The organism is Streptomyces sp. NPDC006925 (assembly GCF_042869575.1).
GTDB lineage: Bacteria > Actinomycetota > Actinomycetes > Streptomycetales > Streptomycetaceae > Streptomyces.
This window is the reverse complement of the sequence record NZ_JBIAGB010000030.1, coordinates 25907-46411: the sequence shown is the minus strand read 5'-3', so window position 1 is coordinate 46411 and position 20505 is coordinate 25907. Positions and strand designations below refer to the sequence as shown.

Below are 20505 nucleotides of genomic sequence, written 5' to 3'. Positions count from 1 at the left end.
TTATGACTCCGCCAGGATCTGTCCGACGTACCGTGCCACTGCGCGTACAGCTCCCATCGTTCCGGGGTAGTCCATGCGGGTCGGTCCGACCACGCCGAGTTTGGCGACTGCTTCGTCGCCCGAACCGTAACCGACCGAGACGACCGATGTGGAACTCAGCCCCTCGTGCTGGTTCTCATGCCCGATTCGTACGGTCATACCCGGATCCTTGGCTTCTCCGAGCAACTTCAGCAGCACGACCTGCTCCTCCAGCGCCTCCAGAACGGGCCGGATGGTGAGCGGGAAGTCGTGCCCGAAGCGGGTGAGATTGGCGGTCCCGCCGATCATCAGCCGCTCCTCGGTCTCCTCGACCAGGGTCTCCAGCAGGGTGGCCAGCACGGTCTGGATCGTGCCCCTGTCGTCGGCGTCGAACGCCTCCGGCAGGTCCTGCACCAGGGAGGGGACCTCGGTGAACCGCTCGCCGACCACCCGGCTGTTGAGCCGGGCGCGCAGGTCGGCCAGCACCGCCTCGCCGATCGGCGCCGGGCAGTCGATCAGCCGCTGCTCGACCCGGCCGGTGTCGGTGATCAGCACCAGCATCAGCCGCGCGGGAGCCAGCCCGAGCAGTTCCACGTGCCGCACCGTCGAGCGGGTCAGCGACGGGTACTGCACCACGGCCACCTGCCGGGTGAGCTGCGCCAGCAGCCGCACCGTGCGGCCGACGACGTCGTCGAGGTCGACGGCGCCCTCCAGGAAGTTCTGGATGGCACGGCGCTCGGGCGAGGAGAGCGGCTTGACCCCGGCGAGCTTGTCGACGAAGAGGCGATACCCCTTGTCGGTGGGGATGCGGCCCGCGCTGGTGTGCGGCTGGGCGATGAATCCGTCGTCCTCCAGCGCCGCCATGTCGTTGCGGACCGTGGCCGGGGACACCTTGAGGTTGTGCCGCTCGGTGAGGGCCTTGGAGCCCACCGGCTCCTCCGTGCCGACATAGTCCTGGACGATGGCGCGGAGCACTTCAAGTCGACGCTCGCTGAGCACGGCGCACACCTCCCGTCCGGCCGCTGATCCGAGGTCCCGTTTCCGGCGGCTGTCCCCTGGCACTCTTCGTGCCGGAGTGCCAAGCCCCTGGGCCAGTGTACGGCCGGTCACCACAGCCGGGGCAAGGGCCGCCCGCCCGCGGGCCCGACGGTACCCCGCACGCACTCCCGGACGCGGCTTCCGGGAGCGGCTTCGGAGGCCGCTGGCGGGCCGTCTTCCGGAGCTGCTTCCGGAGCGGCCGAGAGCGCCGCACCCGGGCGCTGCGGTTAGCGTCGTCCCATGCAGCCGTTCGCAGAAGACGCCAGGCAGGACCCGTCGGCCGCCGCCAGCCGCTGGGAGCAGATCGCCCCCGGGGTGCTGCGGCGCAGGCTGCCGCAGTGGGACGCGACGGTCGGAGCCGTCGCCGGGGACAGCGGCGCGCTGCTCGTCGACACCGGGTCCAGCCTGCGGGAGGGCGCCGGAATCCGCACCGACGTGGCCGCGCTGCTGGGGCGCCGGGTGACACGGATCGTCCTCACCCACCCGCACTTCGACCACATCTTCGGCACCGCCGTCTTCTCCGGCGCCCAGGTGTACGCGGCCGTCGGTGTCCGCGAACTGCTGGCCCGCAGCACCGACGTGCTCCGCGACGACGCCGTGGCGCACGGCCTGCTGGAGGACGAGGCGGGCGAGGCGGCCGACGTGCTGGTGCGCCCGCACCATCCGGTCAGCGGGCAGCTCACCCTCGACCTGGGCGGACGCGAGGTCGTGCTGGTGAACGTGGGCCCCGCGCACACCGAGCACGACCTGGCCGTCCTGGTGCCCGGCTCCCCCGACGTCGTCTTCTGCGGCGACCTGGTGGAGGAGTCCGGTGCGCCGCAGGCCGGCGCGGACGCCCACCTCGCCCGCTGGCCTGTCGCGCTGGACCGGCTGCTGGCCCTGGGCGGCGAGGACGCGGTGTACGTGCCGGGACACGGAGCGCTGGTCGACGCGGCGTTCGTACGCACGCAGCGGGACGAGCTGGCGCGCCGCTCCACGCCGTGAGGGAGGCAGCCGGCCGCGGGGCACGTAGCAGAATGAGCGGCATGCGCAGCCGTTACGACAATCCGGACCTGACCCCTCCGTGGAAGCGGCCCCGAGCCGTGCCGGAGGTGGCCGCCGAGCCGGACCTGGTGGTGGAGGAGATCAGCACCGGCTTCTGCGGGGCCGTCGTGCGGTGCGAGAAGACCGCCGAGGGCCCGACCGTCACCCTCGAGGACCGCTTCGGCAAGCACCGGGTCTTCCCCATGGCGGCGGCGGGCTTCCTGCTGGAGGGGCGGACGGTGACGCTGGTGCGGCCCACGCCCGGCAGCGGGCCCGACGCGGGCGCCTCGGCCGGGCGGCCGCGGACGGCCTCCGGCTCGCTGGCCGTACCGGGCGCCCGGGCCCGGGTGGCACGCGCCGGCCGGATCTACGTCGAGGGGCGGCACGACGCCGAACTGGTCGAGAAGGTGTGGGGCGACGACCTGCGCATCGAGGGGGTGGTCGTGGAGTACCTGGAGGGCGTCGACGACCTGCCCGCCGTCGTGGAGGCGTTCTCGCCCGGCCCCGGAGCCCGCCTCGGAGTGCTGGTGGACCACCTGGTGCCCGGCTCGAAGGAGTCCCGGATCGCCGCGGAGGTCTGCGGGGACCACGTGCTGGTGGTGGGGCACCCGTACATCGACATCTGGGAAGCGGTGAAACCCGCGTCGGCGGGCATCCGGTCCTGGCCGCACGTTCCGCACGGCCAGGACTGGAAGACCGGGGTGTGCCGCGCCCTCGGCTGGCCGGAGCACACCGGGGCCGCCTGGCAGCAGCTGCTGGGCCGGGTGCGCAGCTACAAGGACCTGGAGCCGGCGCTGCTGGGCCGCGTGGAGGAACTGATCGACTTCGTGACGGCCCCGGACCACACCTGACCGGCCCGGCGAGCCGCCCGGCCCCGGGCCCGCGGAGGCGCGCGCCCGGACCGCGGGAGCGGGCGCGCCCGGACCGCGGGAGGGTGCGCCGGTCCGGGCACGCGCGAGGTGCCCGCGGCCGGTCCGGGCGCGCCCGTGCGGCCCCCGGAACCGGCGGCTGCCACATCCGCACGCGGACCGGGGACAATGGACGGATGCCCTCCGCACTGCCCGACGGCGAGCCCGTACCGCACGACGGTTCGCTCCCCCCGCACGCGCTGACCCGCGGCGCCCACAGCGCACGCCCGCTCGGCGTCTACATCCACGTCCCGTACTGCGCCACCCGCTGCGGCTACTGCGACTTCAACACCTACACCGCCACCGAGCTGCGCGGTGCCGACGGCGGGGTGGCCGCCTCGCAGGAGAACTACGCACACAGCCTCATCGAGGAGATCCGGCTGGCCCGCCGGGTGCTGGGCGAGGATCCGCGCCGGGTCGGGACGGTGTTCGTCGGCGGCGGCACCCCCACCCTGCTGCCCGCCGCCGACCTGGGCCGCATGCTGGCGGCCGTCCGGGAGGAGTTCGGACTGGCCGAGGACGCCGAGATCACCACCGAGGCGAACCCGGACTCGGTCGACCCGGGCTATCTGGCCGAGCTGCGGGAGGCGGGGTTCAACCGGATCTCCTTCGGCATGCAGAGCACACGCGAGCACGTGCTGCGGGTGCTGGAACGCACCCACACACCCGGCCGGCCGGAGGAGTGCGTCGCGGAGGCCCGCGAGGCAGGCTTCGCGCACGTGAACCTGGATCTGATCTACGGGACGCCGGGCGAGACGGACGAGGACTGGCGCGCCTCCCTCGACGCCGCGCTGGCCGCGGGCCCGGACCACATCTCGGCGTACGCGCTCATCGTGGAGGAGGGCACCCGGCTCGCCCGGCGCGTGCGGCGCGGCGAAGTGCCGATGACCGACGACGACGTGCACGCCGACCGCTATCTGATCGCCGAGGAGCGGCTGACCGCCGCCGGCCTGGAGTGGTACGAGGTCTCCAACTGGGCGGCACCGGGCGACCCGGCCGCCCGGTGCCGGCACAACGAGCTGTACTGGACGGGCGCCGACTGGTGGGGCGCCGGGCCGGGCGCCCACAGCCATGTCGGCGGGGTGCGCTGGTGGAACGTCAAGCACCCGGCCGGCTACGCGCGGGCGCTGGCCGAGGGCCGCTCACCCGGTGCGGGCCGGGAGCTGCTCGGCGCCGAGGACCGGCGGGTCGAGCGGATCCTGCTGGAGCTGCGGCTCCGCCAGGGCTGCCCCCTCTCGCTGCTGGCCCCCGACGGCGCCCGGGCGGCCGCCCGGGCCCGCGCCGACGGGCTGCTGGAACCGGGCCCGTACGCAGCGGGCCGGGCCGTGCTCACGCTGCGCGGCCGCCTGCTGGCCGACGCGGTCGTCCGGGAGCTGGTGGACTGAGCCGCCCGCGCGGGCGCGCGAGTGCGGGGCTACTGCTGGGACGACTCGGTCGCCACCGGGAGCCGCCCGCGCGGGCGCGGGCGCGCGGGTGCCCATGAGGCCGCTCGGGCAGCGCGCCCAGAGCCGCCCGCGCGGGCGCGCGACGCGGTTCCCGGTCGCGCCGCGCGATGCCGGCCGGTCAGCCGGTGTGCGCGGCGGCGGCGCCGGTGGCCTCCGGCAGCCGCAGCACCAGCATCGCCAGGTCGTCGGCGGGCAGATCCGGCGCGAAGGCGTACACCGCGCGGCGCAGCCGCTCGGCCGTGCCGCCCGCGTCCAGCCCCGCGGAGTCGGCGAAGCGGGCCGCCAGCCCGTCGCTGTCGTCGAACAGCCGGCGGCCGCAGCGCCGTTCGGTCACCCCGTCGGTGACGCACAGCAGCGTGTCGCCGGGGTGCAGCGTGAAGGACTGGCACTCGTAGCTGACCTGCTGGGCGACCCCGAGGAGTAACTGCGGCAGCGCGGCGGTCCGCACCTGCCCCGCAGCGTCCCGGACGAGCGGCAGCGGATGCCCGGCGCAGGTGAGCGTGCAGTCCACCAGGCCGTCGCGGAAGGCGAGTTCCCCGTAGACGACGGACAGGAACCGGGCCTGCTCACCGACCTCCCGGTTGAGCCGGTCCAGGGTCTCGGGCACGGAGTGGCCCTCGCGGGCCAGCAGCCGCAGCACCGGGCGGGCCAGTCCGGTGACCACGGCGGCTTCGGGGCCGTTGCCGCAGACATCACCGAGTGCGAACCGCCAGCGGCCATCGGGCAACCGCAGCAGGTCGTAGAAGTCGCCACCTGCCCATGTGCCCTCCCCGACCGGTTCGTAGACCAGCGCGGTGTCCAGACCGGGAACGTGCATCTCCTCGCTGGGCAGCAGCCCGCGCTGGAGGATCCGGCTGATGTTCTCCTGGAGCGCGTATCGGCGGGCGGAGAGCACCGCGAGCGCCACCCGACGGGCGAAGTCCTCCATCAGACCCAGCACTTCGTCCGGTATCCGCAGCAGCCCGGCACGGCCGATCACCAGCGTGCCCACCGGGCGGCCGCCGACGACCAGATCGCACCGGGCCGAGGCGCCGCTGCCGCCGCCCTCCGCGGCGCCCTCCGGCCAGCGCCAGGGGGACGCCTGCCCCGGCAGCACACGGTCCGCGGGGGCGGGCGGTTCTTCGGCGAGCCGGGCGCGCAGCTCCTCGATCCGGCCTTCCTGCGCGTGCCAGACCCGGGCCAGCCGGGGCAGCCGGGAGCGCTCGTCGTCCCGCAGCCACACGGCGCACCAGTCGGCGAAGCGGGGCACCATCAACTGCCCGGCGAGCGAGGCGACCTTGTCCTCGTCCGTGTGCCCGGCCAGCAGGTCGGACGCCTCCGCGAGGAAGGAGAGCACGCCGTTGCACATCCAGTCCCGGTGCGGGAGCCGGGGTGCCGGGCACTGCGCGGCGGGCCCGGCGCCGCCCGGCCCCTCCGGCGGGCTTCCGGGCGGGCACGGGTGCGGGCTCCGCGACAGGCCGTCGCCGGGCCCCTCGCGCAGGGCACTGCCGGGAAGGGCGCCGGATGCCGCACCGCCCGCGACGGGCACGCGCGGCCTCTCCCGTACGGCGTCCGTCTCCCGTACGGCGTCGGCGGCCGCGTGAGTGCCTGCGGCTGTCGCTGCGACTGCCTCAGCGTCTTCGTCCGCGTCCGCGTCCGGAGGGCGGGCTGCCGTGCCGAGTTGGAACCACACCGACTTGCGGTCCCTGCGGTAGCTGATACCCCACTCCTTGGCGAGCGCACCGACCAGCCGCAGGCCGTGCCCCTCCTCGCCGTGCGCGGCCACCCGGCGGGCCGGATGGCGATCGGCGACCTCCGTGTAGACGACCCCCGCCGCGTAACGGCACTCCACCCCGACTGATGTCCCCGCGTGCACCACCGCGTTGGTGACCAGTTCGCTGACCAGCAGCACCGCGTCGTCCGCCGGGGTGCCGTGCACGCCCCAGCGGCCCAGCGCCACCCGGGCGAAGCGGCGGGCCGCGCCCGCGGCGAGCGCATTGCCCGGCAGCTCCGTCCGCACGGCATGCGGCATCCCGCCCCCGCCGTGCACCAAGACCCCCGTGTCCGCCGCGGCGCTGTCCTTCATCTCCACCAACTGCGCCATCCGCGCCTCGTCCACGCTGTTCATCGCACCCCTCCCCGGGCCTTTCCCGGGCACACACCCCCCGGCCGTTCCCTCACCACGCTCGGCGCGGTAGAGCAAGGGTGACAGAAGGGGCCCGCTCATATGCGCCGAGTCACGGAAATGGTGGCCGAAGACTGCCGTTCTCGCCCGTGCGCGGTTGACATCGCCCGGCAGCCGGATACTCTGCTTCTCTTCCCGGCCCCCGATTCGGGATCCACGCTCGGCGCTCGGCCCGCGACCGGCCGGAACGGCGACAGCGGACGGGGCGGCGAGGACCACACCGACGGGCGCTGCTGCGGCAGGAGTTCGCGTCGACGCTGCTGGACACGGTGGTGCCCGGGGTGGACGGTTTCGAGACAGCAGAAGCGCATCAGGCGCGGCGAGCGGACCGGGTCACACCCCGAGCATCTTGCCGACCGGCTCCGGGGGCCACAGCACGGGGCCCGGGATACGCCGGCCGCCCGACTACGCGACGGAGGGCGGCGGGTTGCGTGCCCGAACCGTTCGGCGCCTGGGTGGCGCACCGAGGTGTCCTTCTTCCGCGATCCGCACCGCGGGGGCGGCCGGTTGCTCCGCTTCCCCGACGCCACCGCCGGGCGGCTGTCGACGGTGGAGCCCCGCCCGGCGGCGGGCGGATGCGCCGACACGCGGCCGGCCCGCGAAGCGGCTGCCCCGGCCGCGTCCCCGGACGCGTCGCGCGGATCCTGACGGCCACCGCTCCACGGCCCGCGCGCCGTAGGGGGCGGGCCGCTGCCGCACCCCCCGTCGAGCTGCGGGCCGTGGCATGCGGCCCGGGGCCTCAGCGTTCGCGAGTGCCCTCGTACATCTCCTCGATCAGCTCGCCGTACTCCCGCTCCACCACCGGGCGCTTCATCTTCAGGCTGGGCGTCAGCTCACCGTGCTCGATGTCCAGATCGCGCGGCAGGACCCGGAACTTCTTGACCGTCTGCCAGCGCTGGAGCCCCGCGTTGAGCTGCTCGACATAGCCGTCCACCAGGGCGCGCACCTGCTCGGAGGCGACCACCTCGGCGTAGGGCTTGCCCTTGAGGTCCTCGTGGTCCGCCGCCCACGCCGTGATCGCCGGTTCGTCCAGTGTGATCAGAGCGGTGCAGTAGTTCCGGCCCGCGCCGTGCACCAGGATGTTGGAGACGTACGGGCAGATCGCCTTGAACTGGCCCTCCACCTCGGCGGGCGCGATGTACTTGCCCCCGGAGGTCTTGATCAGGTCCTTCTTGCGGTCGGTGATCCGCAGGTAGCCGTCGTCCGACAGCTCGCCGATGTCGCCGGTGTGGAACCAGCCGTCCTCCTCCAGCACTTCGGCGGTCTTGTCCGCCAGCCCGTGGTACCCCTGCATGATGCCGGGACCGCGCAGCAGGATCTCGCCGTCGTCCGCGATCCGCACCTCGGTGCCGGGCATCGGCTTGCCGACGGTGCCGGTGCGGAAGTTGTCGGTGCGGTTGCAGAAGCTGGCGGCGGACGACTCGGTGAGTCCGTAGCCCTCCAGGACCGGGATGCCCGCACCGGCGAAGAAGTAGCCCAGGTCCGGCGCGAGCGCGGCCGAACCGGAGACGCAGCCGACCATCCGGCCGCCGAACGCGTCCCGCAGCTTGCTGTAGACGAGCCGATCGGCCAGCGCGTGCTTGACCTTGAGCCCGGTGGGCGCGTCCGGCACCCCGGTGCGGCGCTGGTTGTCCTGTGTCGTCCGCGCGTACTCGCGGGCCACCTCGGCCGCCCACTGGAAGATCGTGTACTTGGCGCCGCCGCCGGCCCGCGCCTTCTGCGCGACGCCGTTGTAGACCTTCTCGAAGATCCGCGGTACCGCGCACATCTTCGTCGGCTGGACGATCGGGAGATTCTCGATGATCTTGTCGACCCGGCCGTCCACCGCGATGACGTGTCCGGAGTCGATCTGCACGGAGATCAGCATCTTGCCGAAGACATGCGCCAGCGGCAGCCACAGGTACTGCACGTCGTCACTGTTCAGCAGGCCCGTCTGCGGCACCGCGCGGGCCATGTACGACCAGGCGTCCTGTGCCAGCCGGACACCCTTCGGCTTTCCGGTCGTACCGGAGGTGTAGATGAGGGTGGCCAACTGATCCGAGCGCAGCCCCTGGACCGTCTCGGTGACGGCGTCGGGGTGCTTCTCCCGGTAGGCGGCGCCCCGCCGCTCCAGCTCCGCGAAGCTCAGCGCCCAGTCGCCCGCCGCGTCCTCGGCTCCGGGCTCCCCGTCGACGAGCACCACATGCGCCAGGTTCGGCAGCTCGTCCCGGTGCGCGCGGACCTTGGCGAGCTGATCGGCGTCCTCGGCGATCAGCACCTTGCTGTCGGAGTCGGCGAGGATGTAGGCCGTCTCGGAGTCGTTGGTGCTGGGGTAGACGGTGGTGGTGGCGGCGCCCGCGCACAGGATGCCCAGATCGGAGAGGATCCACTCGACCCGGGTGCTGGAGGCGATGCCGACCCGTTCCTCGGGACGCACCCCCAGGTCCATGAGCCCCGCCGCGATCGAGAACACCCGCTCGGCCGCCTCGCGCCAACTGTAGGAGCGCCACTCGTCCGGGCCCTGGTCCTCGCCCGCGGGCCGGATCACCGGATAGCGGTACGCCTCCGCGTCGGGTGTGGCCTCGACCCGCTCCAGGAAGAGCGTGGCCACGGAAGGCGGCCGGTTCTCGATCAGGGACTGTGGCTCGCTCACGACATCCTCCGGGACCCGCGTCCTGCTTGGTCGTCCTGCTTCTCGTCCTGCTGCGTGTCGGCTCGCGCTTATTGACTCACGAGTAACTACTGAGCAGTGATCAGAGTAAAGGCAGCAGCCCCCTTACGTAAGGGGTCTACCGCTACGTAAGGGGGCTGCTGCGGAGCGCACACGGATACCGCCGACAGAGCCGCCGCCGGGCCGACGGCAGCGGCACGGCGGAGGCGGACGCGGAGGCGGATGCGGAGGCGGCCGGGGTGCGGACCGGCCGCCTCCGCGGCGCGCGCCGGACTACTTCTTGGCCTTGGCCTTGGCGTCGCCGCCGGAGTCGTCGCTGGAGAGCGCCGCGATGAACGCCTCCTGCGGCACCTCCACCCGCCCGACGACCTTCATCCGCTTCTTGCCTTCCTTCTGCTTCTCCAGCAGCTTCCGCTTCCGCGAGATGTCGCCGCCGTAGCACTTGGCCAGGACGTCCTTGCGGATCGCGCGGATCGTCTCGCGGGCGATGATGCGGGCGCCGACAGCCGCCTGGATGGGCACCTCGAACTGCTGCCGCGGAATCAGCTCCCGCAGCTTGTTGGCCATCCGGGTGCCGTAGGAGTACGCCTTCTCCTTGTGCACGATCGCGGAGAACGCGTCCACCTTGTCGCCCTGGAGGAGGATGTCGACCTTGACCAGGTCGGCCGTCTGCTCGCCGGTCGGCTCGTAGTCCAGCGAGGCGTAGCCACGGGTCTTGGACTTCAGCGCGTCGAAGAAGTCGAAGACGATCTCCGCGAGCGGCAGCGTGTACCGCAGCTCCACCCGGTCCTCGGACAGGTAGTCCATACCCTGCAGGGAGCCGCGCCGCGACTGGCACAGCTCCATGATCGCGCCGATGAACTCACTGGGCGCGATGAGCGTCGCCCGCACCACCGGCTCGTGCACCGTGGTGGTCTTCCCGGTGGGGAACTCGCTGGGGTTGGTCACCACATGCTCGGTGCCGTCCTCCATCTCCACGCGGTAGATCACGTTGGGTGCCGTGGCGATCAGGTCGAGGCCGAACTCCCGCTCCAGCCGCTCCCGGATCACCTCCAGGTGCAGCAGTCCCAGGAAGCCCACCCGGAAGCCGAAGCCCAGCGCCGCGGACGTCTCCGGCTCGTAGGTCAGCGCGGCATCGTTGAGCAGCAGCTTGTCCAGGGCGTCGCGCAGCTCGGGGTAGTCGGAGCCGTCCAGCGGGTACAGGCCCGAGAACACCATCGGCTTGGGGTCCTTGTAGCCGGGCAGCGGCTTCTCGGCGCCCTTGGCCAGCAGCGTGACGGTGTCGCCCACCTTGGACTGGCGGACGTCCTTCACCCCGGTGATCAGATAGCCGACCTCGCCCACGCCCAGCCCGTCGGCGGGCGTCATCTCCGGTGAGTTCGCACCGATCTCCAGCAGCTCGTGCGTGGCCCCGGTGGACATCATCCGGATCCGCTCGCGCCTGCCGAGCATCCCGTCGACGACCTTGATGTAGGTGACCACACCGCGGTACGCGTCGTAGACCGAGTCGAAGATCATCGCGCGGGCCGGCGCCTCCGCGTTCCCGGTCGGCGGGGTGACCTGGCGCACGACCTGGTCCAGCAGCTCCTCGACGCCCTCACCGGTCTTGGCCGAGACGCGCAGCACGTCACCCGGCTCGCAGCCGATGAGGTGCGCCAGCTCGGCGGCGAACTTCTCCGGCTGCGCCGCGGGCAGGTCGATCTTGTTCAGCACGGGGATGATCGTGAGGTCGTGCTCCATCGCCAGGTAGAGGTTGGCGAGGGTCTGCGCCTCGATCCCCTGCGCGGCGTCCACCAGGAGGATGCACCCCTCGCAGGCCGCGAGCGAACGGGAGACCTCGTAGGTGAAGTCCACGTGCCCGGGGGTGTCGATCATGTTCAGGACGTGCGGGGTGGACGCGTCGTCCGTGGGGGCCCAGGGCATTCGCACGGCCTGGGACTTGATCGTGATGCCCCGCTCGCGCTCGATGTCCATACGGTCGAGGTACTGCGCACGCATCTGCCTCTTGTCCACGACGCCGGTGAGCTGGAGCATCCGGTCGGCAAGCGTGGACTTGCCGTGGTCGATGTGCGCGATGATGCAGAAGTTACGGATCAGCGCCGGGTCGGTACGGCTCGGCTCCGGCGCGTTCGTTGGGGTCGCGGGCACGCAGTGTCCTGTCGGTTCTGGCCTGTCGGTTTCGGGCTGTCGGTTCTTACGGCGAGGTCTCGAACACCTTCGGCGGCCCGGTGCGGGCCCGTCGAGACGGATGTGTCGCATCCCATGGTCCCATGCGCACGGGGCACCGGCCGGATTGGGAGGGGTGCTGCCCCGACTGGTAGCCTGACCGACTGTGCCTTATGGCACTGAAGGGTGCCTGCTCGGCACCAGCGTTTGAAACTCCGAACCGCAAAGGCTCATTCGTGGCGAACATCAAGTCCCAGATCAAGCGGATCAAGACCAACGAGAAGGCCCGGCAGCGCAACAAGGCCGTGAAGTCCGAGCTGAAGACCGCGATCCGTCGCACCCGCGAGGCCGTCTCCGCCGGTGACGCCGCCAAGGCGGCCGAGGCGCAGCAGGTCGCCGCCCGGAAGCTCGACAAGGCCGCCAGCAAGGGTGTCCTGCACAAGAACAACGCCGCCAACAAGAAGGCGGCGCTGGCCAAGCACGTGGCCACCCTCAAGGGCTGACCGCCCTCTCGGAGCACTCCGCAGCTCGTCGGTCTCCCTGACCGCTCGGACTGACCGCTCGGACGACATGTGGCGGGCCCTCTCTCATCCGCCGTACGTCCGAGCAACCGCTTGAGACAGGGCGCCGCACGCGGCCTGCGTTCGCCACGCGGGTGCGGCGCACCGGACAGACAGCGAAGGCCCCGCCCCAGCCCCTCCCCAGGGCTCGGGCGGGGCCTTTGTCGTGCCGCCCATCGCGGTGGGCCGACGGCGCAGCCCCGGGCGCCCGGGGCACCCGCCCCCAGGGCGCAGGGGAGGCGGACACCCGCGGGAGGCGACGGCGGGTGCGCGGTCAGCGGGAGCGGGCAGCGCTCGCGATGGTGACGACGGCCTTCTCCAGCGCGTACTCCGGATCCATCCCGCCGCCCTTGACGGCCGCGTCCGCCGCGGCGACGGCCCGCAGCGCGACGGCCACCCCGTCCGGCGTCCAGCCGCGGGTCTGCTGACGCACCCGGTCGATCTTCCACGGGGGCATGCCCAGCTCCCGCGCGAGATCGCCCGGCCGCGCCCCGCGTGGAGCCCCGGCCAGCTTGCCGATGGCCCGCACCCCCTGTGCCAGTGCGCTGGTGATCAGCACCGGTGCCACTCCCGTGGAGACCGCCCAGCGCAACGTCTCCAGCGCCTCGGCGGCCTTCCCCTCGACCGCCCGGTCGGCGACGGTGAAGCTGGACGCCTCGGCCCGGCCGGTGTAGTACCGGCCGACCACGGCCTCGTCGACGGTGCCCTCGACATCGGCGGTGAGCTGCCGGCAGGCAGAGGCCAGCTCGCGCAGATCACTGCCGATGGCGTCCACCAGCGCCTGGCACGCCTCGGACGTCGCCGACCGTCCCAGGGCGCGGAACTCGCCCCGGACGAAGGCGAGCCGGTCCGCGGGCTTGGTCATCTTCGGGCACTCGACCTCGCGCGCACCCGCCTTCCGCGCCGCGTCCAGCAGCCCCTTGCCCTTGGCACCGCCCGGGTGCACCAGCACCAGGGTGATCTCCTCCACCGGCGCCGTCAGATACGCCTTCACGTCCTTGGCCGTCTCCGCCGCGAGGTCCTGCGCAGCGCGCACCACGACGACCTTCCGCTCGGCGAAGAGCGAGGGGCTGGTCAGCTCGGCCAACGTGCCGGGCTGGAGCTCGCCGGGCGCCAGGTCCCGCACGTCCGTGTCGGCGTCCGCGGCGCGTGCGGCATCGATCACCACCCGCACGGCACGCTCGATGAGCAGCTCCTCCTGCCCCACCGCCACGGTCACGGGGGCGAGCGGATCGTCCGAGGTCTTCTTACGCGTACCAGCCATCGCGAACAGCATCCCACGCCGCACCGACACAACGGCCCGAAGAGCCTCCGCCGTCCACGTCTCCGATCCGGTGCACCCGCACCTCCGGGACACCGGCGGGCCGGGCACCGGCGGGCCGGGCACCCGACGCGATCGGCTCGCCGGAACGCGGATCCGAGCCGGAGCCGGACCCTCCGGCCGCAGCCCGGGGGGGCCGGCGGGCCCGGCCCCGGCTCGGGAAACCCGAGCGCCGGTGGCGGATCGAGGACAGGCCGAGGGCCGGGACGGTACCGAGGGGTCGGCCCCGGGGCCAGAGGCTCTACCGGGGCCAGGAGGCGAATCAGGCACCGGGAGGACCACCGCGGGCCGCAGGACGGGCAGGGGCGTGGTGGTCTGCGGTCGGCTGCCGGGCGGGGCCGGTCGGCTGCCGGGTGGGGTCGGGTGGGGCCCCGGGGGGCGGTTGAGAGAATGCCCCGGTGAATGACGTACGGCATGTGCTGGTGCTTCCCGACCGGGAGGCGGCCGAGGCGGTCGCCGCGACGCTGGAGGAGCGCCTCGGACTCGCCGAGGAGCCCGACCTCGTCCGCGACGCCCTCGCCGGAGAGGACGACGCCGAGGACGCCCAGTGGCTGGTGGTGCTCGAAGATCCGCCCGCCGCCTGTGACCCGGCCCTGCTGGAAGAGGTCGCGGCAGCGCACGAGGGCTGGCTGGAGCGCGACTGACCCGCCCGCCGGGGGTCGCGGCAGGACGCGCGGGGGCGTCGGCGGCGCCGGGGGTGCCCCGCCGGGTCACCACGGCGGGGGTGCCGTCCGGGCGCCGGGTCAGCGCCAGCGCCCCGTGCCGGTCCGTCCGCGCCACGAGGGCGCCCGCAGCGGCCAACGCGTCCAGCGTCTCGGGCGCGGGGTGCCCGTACGGGTTCTCCCGGCCCGCCGAGACCAGCGCCACCCGGGGCCGGAGCCGCCGCAGCAGTGCCGGGGCCTGGAAGCGCGACCCGTGGTGCGCGACTTTGAGCACGTCCACCCGCGGCAGGTCGGGCCGCGCGGCGAGCAGCGCCTGCTGCGCCTCGGGTTCGAGGTCGCCGGGGAGGAAGAGGCGGAGGCCCGCCACGCGGACGAGCAGGGTGACGCTGGCGTCGTTGGCTCCGTCGCCATCGGTTCCGCCGCCACTGGCACCGCTTCCGGCAGCACCCCCGCCCGCCGGCTCCGGCGGGGGCCACACCACCTCCCACCGCAGGTCCCCGGCACGCTGCCGCTCCCCCGCGTGCGAGATGCGTACCGGAACTCCCGCGCCGCGGGCCGTGCCGCGCACGAACGCCGCCTGGCCGGGCGGCTCCGCCAGCGCTGTCGTGCGGATCTCCCCGACGCTTCGCCCGCGCAGCACCCCGGGGAGCCCGGCCACATGGTCGGCGTGGAAGTGGGTCAGGACGACCAGCGGAACGCTGCGCACTCCGAGATCTCGCAAGCACCGATCGACGGCGCCGGGTTCGGGTCCCGCGTCCACCACGACCGCCCCGCCCGCGCCGCCCCGCTCCCCGTCCAGCGCGAGCACCAGCGCGTCCCCCTGCCCGACGTCGCAGGCCACCATTCGCCAGCCCGTGGGAGGCCACCCGGTGAACGGCCGCACCAGCGGAAGAGGGCGCAGCACGGCCATCAGTACACCCAGCGCGCAGGCGGCCCCCAGCCAGGGGCGGCACGCCGCGGACACGTGCAGCACCGCAAGTACCCCGGCCAGCAGGGCCGCCAGCGCCAGCGCGCCCGTCCAGCCACCCGGCCAGCCGATCTCCGCGCCCGGCAGGCCGGCGCCCGTGCGCGCGACACCGGCGACGGCACGCACCGGCCATCCCGCCAGCCAGGCGAACCCCTCCGCTGCGGGCATCGCGACCGGGGCCGCCGCGAGCGCGGCGAATCCCAGCACGGTGGCCGGTGCGACCGCGAACTCCGCCAGCAGGTTGCAGGGCACCGCGAGCAGGCTCACGTGCGCGGCCAGCACGACCACCACGGGTGCACAGGCTGCCTGCGCCGCGGCCGCGGCGGCCAGTGCCTCCGCTGCCCTGCCGGGCCAGCCGCGCCGCCGCAGCGCTTCCGACCAGCGGGGTGCCACCGTCAGCAGGGAGGCCGTGGCCAGCACGGAGAGCAGGAATCCGAAGTCGCGGGCCAGCCACGGGTCGTAGCACACCAGCAGCAGCACGGCCGCTGCCAGCGCGGGCAGCAGGGAGCGCCGCCGCCCGGTACCGATGGCCCACACCGTGATCAGTCCGCAGGCCGCCGCCCGCAGCACGCTCGGGTCCGGTCTGCACACCACGACGAATCCCAGCGTCAGCAGCGCGGCCACCACCGCGGTGGCCCGCAGCGGAAGGCCGATCCGGGGTGCGAGACCCCGCCGCTCCGCCCGGTGGGCGAGGCCGGGCGGACCGATGAGAAGAGCCAGCATGATCGAGAGGTTGCTTCCGCTCACCGCGAGCAGGTGCGTCATGTCGACCGCCCGGAAGGCGTCCGCCAGCTCCCGGCTCAGCCGGGAGGTGTCCCCGACCACCAGCCCGGGCAGCAGCCCCCGCGCGTCCGCCTCCAGCCCCTCGCTCGCCTCCCGGAGTCCGGCGCGCAGCGCACCCGCTGCCCGCTGGACCGCGGTGGGGCCCGCCACGATCCGCGGCGGGCCGGACCGCACCCGCAGTACCGCCGCGATGTCCTGACCGCCCCGCCCGCCCGGCGCAGGGGGCATCAGGTCGGCCTCCACCCGCAGCCGGGTGGAGGGCAGCAGCCGCAACCACGCGCTCCGCGCCGCGCTGTCCGCCTCCCGGCCACCGCCGGATTCCCGGGCGTCTTCGGCCCCGGTCCGCTTCCGGTCGGCCGGGCCGCCGTCCCGCTCGGGGCGCACCAGCAGCAGCACCGGCGTCCGCAGACGCGTCCGGCTGCCGGATGCGCCCACCACCGCGGTCGCGTCGGCGCGGACCACCACCCTTCCCGCGAGCTGCCGTGCACCGAGCGTCCTGGGCCGCGTGGGGTGCGGGTCCTCGGTGACGGCGACCTCGACCGTCGCCCGCGCGTGGTCGGCGGCGAGTCCGGGTAACGGGCCCCGGTGCAGATCGGCCGCGTGCAGGGCCGCCGTTCCGCCCGCTGCCGCGGCGCACAGCAGGGCCACCGCAGCGCTTACCGAGAGCGTCGGGCCCGCCGAACCCCTCCGGCCGGGGCCGCGTCCGGCAGCGCCCCGCGCCGTGGCGGCGCCGCGCCCGCCGGACCCGGCGCGTCCCGGCCCGGTGGGCGACGGAGTCGCGGGGCCCCGGCGCCGGAGGGCCCCGGCCAGCAGGGCCAGCCCGGCGACCGCGCAGAGGATGACGCCGAGCACCGCCTGTTCCGCCGTGGCGCCAAGAGCCAGGGCCGCGGCCACCCATGCCGCCCCGGCGGGCAGCACCAGACGCAGATCCGGTGGCTCCGCCCCGTCCCGCACCGGCCGACCGGCAGCCGAACCATCAGGCTCCGGCCCCTTGTCGGCGGCGCTGCGGGGGCCGGCCCGCGAGGCCGCGCGGGTCGGGCAGGCGTTGGATCCGGCGAGTGTTCGACGACGGTTCACGGCGTCACCTGCGGCTGGATGTCCGCGAACCGCTTCTCCCCGATGCCGTTGACCTCCTTGAGCTGGTCGACTGAACGGAACCCACCGTGCTGCGTGCGGTAGTCCACGATGTGCTGCGCCAGGACCGGCCCGACGCCCGGCAACGTCTCCAACTGCTCCCGGGTGGCCGAGTTGAGGCTGACCATGGCACCCGAGGGGCCGCCCGCGCTTCCGGACCCCGAAGTGCCGCCACTCGGGGCGGCACTCCCGGCGGTTCGGGACCGGCCCGGCTCGCCCACCACGATCTGCTCACCGTCGACCAACGGCCGGGCCTGGTTCAGTCCCTCGGTGTCCGCTCCCTTGCGGAGCCCCCCGGCGGCCTCGAGCGCGTCGGCCACGCGCGAGCCGGCGGGCAGCTGCTGGAGCCCGGGCTCGCGCACCTTCCCGGACACGTCCACCACCAGCCGCCCGCTGGGTGCCGCACCGTCGGCGACAGGAGCCGTCGAGGGCCCAGCGCTCCTCCCAGGATGCGCGGAGGCTCCGGCGGGCGCACCGGACGGGCCGGAGACGCCGGGGACGGGAACGCCCTGCGGCCGACCCGTCCAGAAGTGGTGGACCGCGAAGCCGAGTCCGACCAGCAGCACCAGACAGAGCGCGACCAGCGTCTTCGGCTCCATACCGCAGCGCACTCGCAGCCAGGCCGGCATCCGGTCCGCCACCGCGAGCCCCCAGCGTTCCCGCGCGGGGAGGGCCGCAGCGGGCTCCGAGTCCGGGGGCGGGGGCGGGGCCGGGGCCGGGTCCGAGTCCCGGGCAGGAGACGGGGCCGGGCCCGGAGACGGGCCTGAAGACGGGGCCGGGACCCGGACCGGGGTCGGGACCAGCGGATCCGCTTCCGGCCGATCCCGCCGCTCCGTGAAGGAATTCCCGCGGCGCTCGATGCCCTCACCCGGTCCGAATCCGGGCGGCTGTGGCGCGAGCGGCGACGGGCTCTGCGCACCGGCCGGGCCTTCCGGCGCTGCGCGTCGGTGCCTGCGCTCCCTGCTTCGCCGCACGGCCGAACGCGCCGCTGCGACGGCCTCGGCTCGCGGCATGACAGCGACGTCCGGTTCGGTGGTGCGCAGCTTGCTCGGGTCCTCGGTGACGCGCCGCTCACTCGCGTCCGGTGCGATGGCGGGCCCGCGGGGATCCGGGAGAGCGGCACGGTGGCGATCGGCGCGCCGCTCGCTCGGTGGCCGGTCCCGGAGGTCCGGTCCGGGCGGGTTGGCGCCGGTGGGAGGCTGCTCGGTCAGCAGCGACCGGGCACGGGCCGCCGCGTGGGGCCCCGCGGCCGGTGGGCGCACCGGCAGCCGGTGCGTGCCCCGTCGGGTCGGACGCGTGCCCGGAGCGGCCCTGGGGCCCCGAGGCGGTCGGCGCCGCGACGGGCGCCGGGGGCGACCGCCCGTGCCCGGGGGCTCGGCAGCGGCGCCCGCCGCGTACGGCTCCCGTGGCGCGTCCGGTCCACCGTCCTGTTCTCCTCGTGGTCCGGCCTCCCGACGACCGCCAGGGGGCGCCCCGTCCCGCTCTCCGCGTCGTCCGCCCTTCCCTCCACCGTCCGGGCGTTCACCGTCCCGCTCCGCGCGGCGGCTCCTGGCGCTTTCGCCTTCCCCCGGAATGTCCGGGGGCGGCATCCCCCACGACGTCTCCCACGGCTCCTGCGGTCGGGCTCGGCGGGCCCGGGTGGGGGCTGCTCCCGCTGCTCGTTCGCTCATGCCCACCGACGGTAGGCAGCCTCGACAGCTGCCGGTGATCTTGCTCAGTTCCGGTGGAAAACCCGCGGGTTGTGGATATCTCGCTCACTCATCCGAGGGAAAGCACGGCTCCCAGCAGCCCCGGACCCGTGTGGGCGCCGATGACCGCTCCGACCTCGCTCACATGCAGTTCACGCAGGCCGGGCACCCGGGCCCGGAAGCGCTCGGCGAGCTGTTCGGCGCGCTCGGCGGCGGCGAGATGGTGCACGGCGATGTCCACCCGCGCGTCCCCGGCGCGCTCCACGACGATCTCCTCCAGCCGCCCGATGGCCTTGGAGGCGGTCCGCACCTTCTCCAGCATCCCGATCCGGCCGTCCGCGACCTCCAGCAGCGGCTTGACGGCGAGCGCGGAGCCCAGCAGCGCCTGGGCTGCGCCGATCCGGCCGCCCCTGCGCAGGTAGTCCAGAGTGTCGACATAGAAAACCGCAGAGATGCCCTCGGCACGCTTCTCGGCGGCTGCCACCGCCTCGTCCAGCGAGGCACCGGCCTCGGCCGCTTCCACTGCGGCCAGCGCGCAGAACCCCAGCGCCATGGCCACGACCCCGGTGTCGACCACCCGCACCGGAACCGGCGACTGCGCGGCGGCCAGCACCGCGGCGTCGTAGGTTCCCGAGAACTCGGCGGACAGGTGCAGCGAGACGACTCCCGCCGCGCCCGCCTCGGCGGCGGCCCGGTAGGTGCGGGCGAACATCTCGGGGCTGGGCCGCGAGGTGGTGACCGGGCGCCGCTCGCGCAGCGCGGTGGCCAGTGACCGCGCGGAGATCTCCGTCCCCTCCTCCAGGGCCCGGTCGCCGAGGACGACGGTCAGCGGCACGGCTTCGATCCCATGCCTGCTCAGCGCCTCCGGCGGCAGGTAGGCGGTGGAATCCGTGACGATCGCGAGAGGGCCGTGCATGGAACGGAGGGTATCGGGCGGGCGAACGGAGCGCCTCAGGAGGCGTTCCGCGGCCGCCGCTTCTCGAAGACCCCGGTGGTGTCCCTGCGGTCGGCCGCCCGGCCGACCGGATCGGAGCCGGTCAGGTCCGAGCCGGTCAGGTCGGCGGCCGAGAGGCCGGAGCCCTGCCCGGACGGCCCGAGTTCCGGCTGAGCCGGCTGAGCCGGCTGAGCAGACTTCTCGTGCTTCTCCTGCGTCTCCGAGTGGGCGTCCGGCGCAGACGGTTCGGCACGGCGGTCGGCCGCGGCCTCCGTGGCGGGGGAGCCGTCGGCAGCGGCGGCCTCGTGCCGCTGGCCGCCGGGGCCCGGCGCCCAGTGGCGCAGCGCACCGGACTCGATGTCGATCCGGTCCCGCAGGGCGCCCAGCCCCTCGGCGTCGAACCGGCGCGCCCGGTCCTGGGCGGCGAAGCGCAGCGAGTCCGCGGACTCCTTGATGTGCCGCATGCGTTCGCGCGCCTCCGGCAGCCGGGCGGCGATGCGGGAGTGGTCCGGCTCGCGCTCCATCAGCACGCGCAGTTCCCGGTCCAGGTGGCGCGCGTGCTCGTGCAGACTGTCGAGGAGTTCGACGGCTTCGCCGAGGCCCTGGTCGTGCTGCGCCTCGGTCTCCAGCGCCGCCCGCGTGCTGTCGATCGAGGAGCGCAACTCCAGGCGGATGCGGGCTGCTTGGCCGACCGGACCGGGCTGTGCCGAGCGGGCCTTGAGCAGGGTCTCCTCCGTCGTGCGCCGCACCTGCGCCCCGGTGCGCTCCACCCCGCGCTTGACGGCTCGCACGACACGCAGCGTGATGATCGTGCCGAAGATGAAAACGGCGAGCACGAACATCAGGCCGATGACGACTCCCACGTCCACAGATCGCTCCTTAGTCGTCCGTCGCCCCTTCTCCGTTCAGCGTAAACGGGCGGGGGGGGGGGGGGGGGGGGGGGGGGGGGGGGGGGGGGGGCCGCCGGCCGGGCGGGGGGGGGGGGGGGGGGGGCGACGCCGCGGCCGCGCCGCCCCCCCCGCCGCCCCCCCCCCCGGGGCGCGC

Annotated in this window: 12 protein-coding genes and 2 pseudogenes; 5 read left to right on the top strand and 9 right to left on the bottom strand. The window is 74.3% G+C overall.

The genetic code is table 11. The annotated features are described in order from the left end of the window. Window positions 1-1017, bottom strand: a complete 1017-nt coding sequence (gene hrcA, locus ACFYNS_RS28320) for a heat-inducible transcriptional repressor HrcA (protein ID WP_026004907.1) — start codon at window positions 1015-1017, stop codon at window positions 1-3. A gap of 279 nt (window positions 1018-1296) precedes the next feature. Between hrcA and ACFYNS_RS28315 the strand changes: the two genes are divergently transcribed. From ACFYNS_RS28315 to hemW, 3 genes are all read left to right on the top strand, one after another. Further along, entirely contained in the window at window positions 1297-2040 is a 744-nt protein-coding gene (locus ACFYNS_RS28315; RefSeq protein ID WP_388605652.1) for an MBL fold metallo-hydrolase, read from the top strand. 41 nt (window positions 2041-2081) lie between these two features. Next, a complete protein-coding gene (locus ACFYNS_RS28310) occupies window positions 2082-2930 on the top strand; it encodes a DUF3097 domain-containing protein (protein WP_388605650.1) in 849 nt (282 codons plus the stop codon). A gap of 194 nt (window positions 2931-3124) precedes the next feature. Continuing rightward, the gene (hemW, locus tag ACFYNS_RS28305) at window positions 3125-4372 is read left to right on the top strand and encodes a radical SAM family heme chaperone HemW (protein ID WP_388605649.1); all 1248 of its coding nucleotides are present in this window, start codon (window positions 3125-3127) and stop codon (window positions 4370-4372) included. Between the two features lie 178 nt (window positions 4373-4550). On the opposite strand, the gene ACFYNS_RS28300 is transcribed toward hemW, so the two are convergent. From ACFYNS_RS28300 to lepA, 3 genes are all read right to left on the bottom strand, one after another. After that, window positions 4551-6539 (bottom strand): SpoIIE family protein phosphatase, encoded by a 1989-nt coding sequence (locus ACFYNS_RS28300; protein ID WP_388605647.1) that lies wholly within the window; start codon window positions 6537-6539, stop codon window positions 4551-4553. Between the two features lie 796 nt (window positions 6540-7335). Then, a complete protein-coding gene (locus ACFYNS_RS28295; RefSeq protein ID WP_388605646.1) occupies window positions 7336-9228 on the bottom strand; it encodes an AMP-dependent synthetase/ligase in 1893 nt (630 codons plus the stop codon). Between the two features lie 291 nt (window positions 9229-9519). Beyond that, the gene (lepA, locus tag ACFYNS_RS28290) at window positions 9520-11394 is read right to left on the bottom strand and encodes a translation elongation factor 4 (protein ID WP_360297644.1); all 1875 of its coding nucleotides are present in this window, start codon (window positions 11392-11394) and stop codon (window positions 9520-9522) included. Window positions 11395-11648: 254 nt separating this feature from the next. Here lepA and rpsT point away from each other — a divergent pair, with 254 nt between their 5' ends. After that, window positions 11649-11915, top strand: a complete 267-nt coding sequence (gene rpsT, locus ACFYNS_RS28285; RefSeq protein ID WP_074998680.1) for a 30S ribosomal protein S20 — start codon at window positions 11649-11651, stop codon at window positions 11913-11915. A gap of 331 nt (window positions 11916-12246) precedes the next feature. Here the strand turns inward: rpsT and holA are convergent. Beyond that, a pseudogene (holA, locus tag ACFYNS_RS28280) lies at window positions 12247-13170 on the bottom strand (DNA polymerase III subunit delta); the annotation flags it as partial. A gap of 521 nt (window positions 13171-13691) precedes the next feature. On the opposite strand from holA, the gene ACFYNS_RS28275 reads away from it, so the two are divergent. Next, window positions 13692-13937, top strand: a complete 246-nt coding sequence (locus tag ACFYNS_RS28275) for a hypothetical protein (RefSeq protein ID WP_360297661.1) — start codon at window positions 13692-13694, stop codon at window positions 13935-13937. Between the two features lie 79 nt (window positions 13938-14016). Here ACFYNS_RS28275 and ACFYNS_RS28270 read toward each other — a convergent pair. The 4 genes and pseudogenes from ACFYNS_RS28270 to ACFYNS_RS28255 form a co-directional block, all read right to left on the bottom strand. Then, window positions 14017-16659: pseudogene (locus tag ACFYNS_RS28270) on the bottom strand (ComEC/Rec2 family competence protein); the annotation flags it as partial. Between the two features lie 119 nt (window positions 16660-16778). After that, window positions 16779-17480: a ComEA family DNA-binding protein gene (locus ACFYNS_RS28265; RefSeq protein WP_360297647.1), complete on the bottom strand. Its 702-nt coding sequence runs from the start codon at window positions 17478-17480 to the stop codon at window positions 16779-16781. 1117 nt (window positions 17481-18597) lie between these two features. Then, window positions 18598-19443, bottom strand: coding sequence for a DegV family protein (locus tag ACFYNS_RS28260; protein ID WP_388605644.1), 846 nt, complete (start codon window positions 19441-19443; stop codon window positions 18598-18600). Between the two features lie 35 nt (window positions 19444-19478). Further along, entirely contained in the window at window positions 19479-20330 is an 852-nt protein-coding gene (locus ACFYNS_RS28255; RefSeq protein ID WP_388605642.1) for a hypothetical protein, read from the bottom strand. Between the last annotated feature and the right edge of the window lie 175 nt (window positions 20331-20505).

Coding starts and splice junctions, on each gene's coding strand:
- ACFYNS_RS28300 (WP_388605647.1), bottom strand. CDS start 6,539: ATGAACAGCGTGGACGAGGCGCGGATGGCGCAGTTGGTGGAGATGAAG.
- hemW (WP_388605649.1), top strand. CDS start 3,125: ATGCCCTCCGCACTGCCCGACGGCGAGCCCGTACCGCACGACGGTTCG.
- ACFYNS_RS28260 (WP_388605644.1), bottom strand. CDS start 19,443: ATGCACGGCCCTCTCGCGATCGTCACGGATTCCACCGCCTACCTGCCG.
- ACFYNS_RS28315 (WP_388605652.1), top strand. CDS start 1,297: ATGCAGCCGTTCGCAGAAGACGCCAGGCAGGACCCGTCGGCCGCCGCC.
- ACFYNS_RS28310 (WP_388605650.1), top strand. CDS start 2,082: ATGCGCAGCCGTTACGACAATCCGGACCTGACCCCTCCGTGGAAGCGG.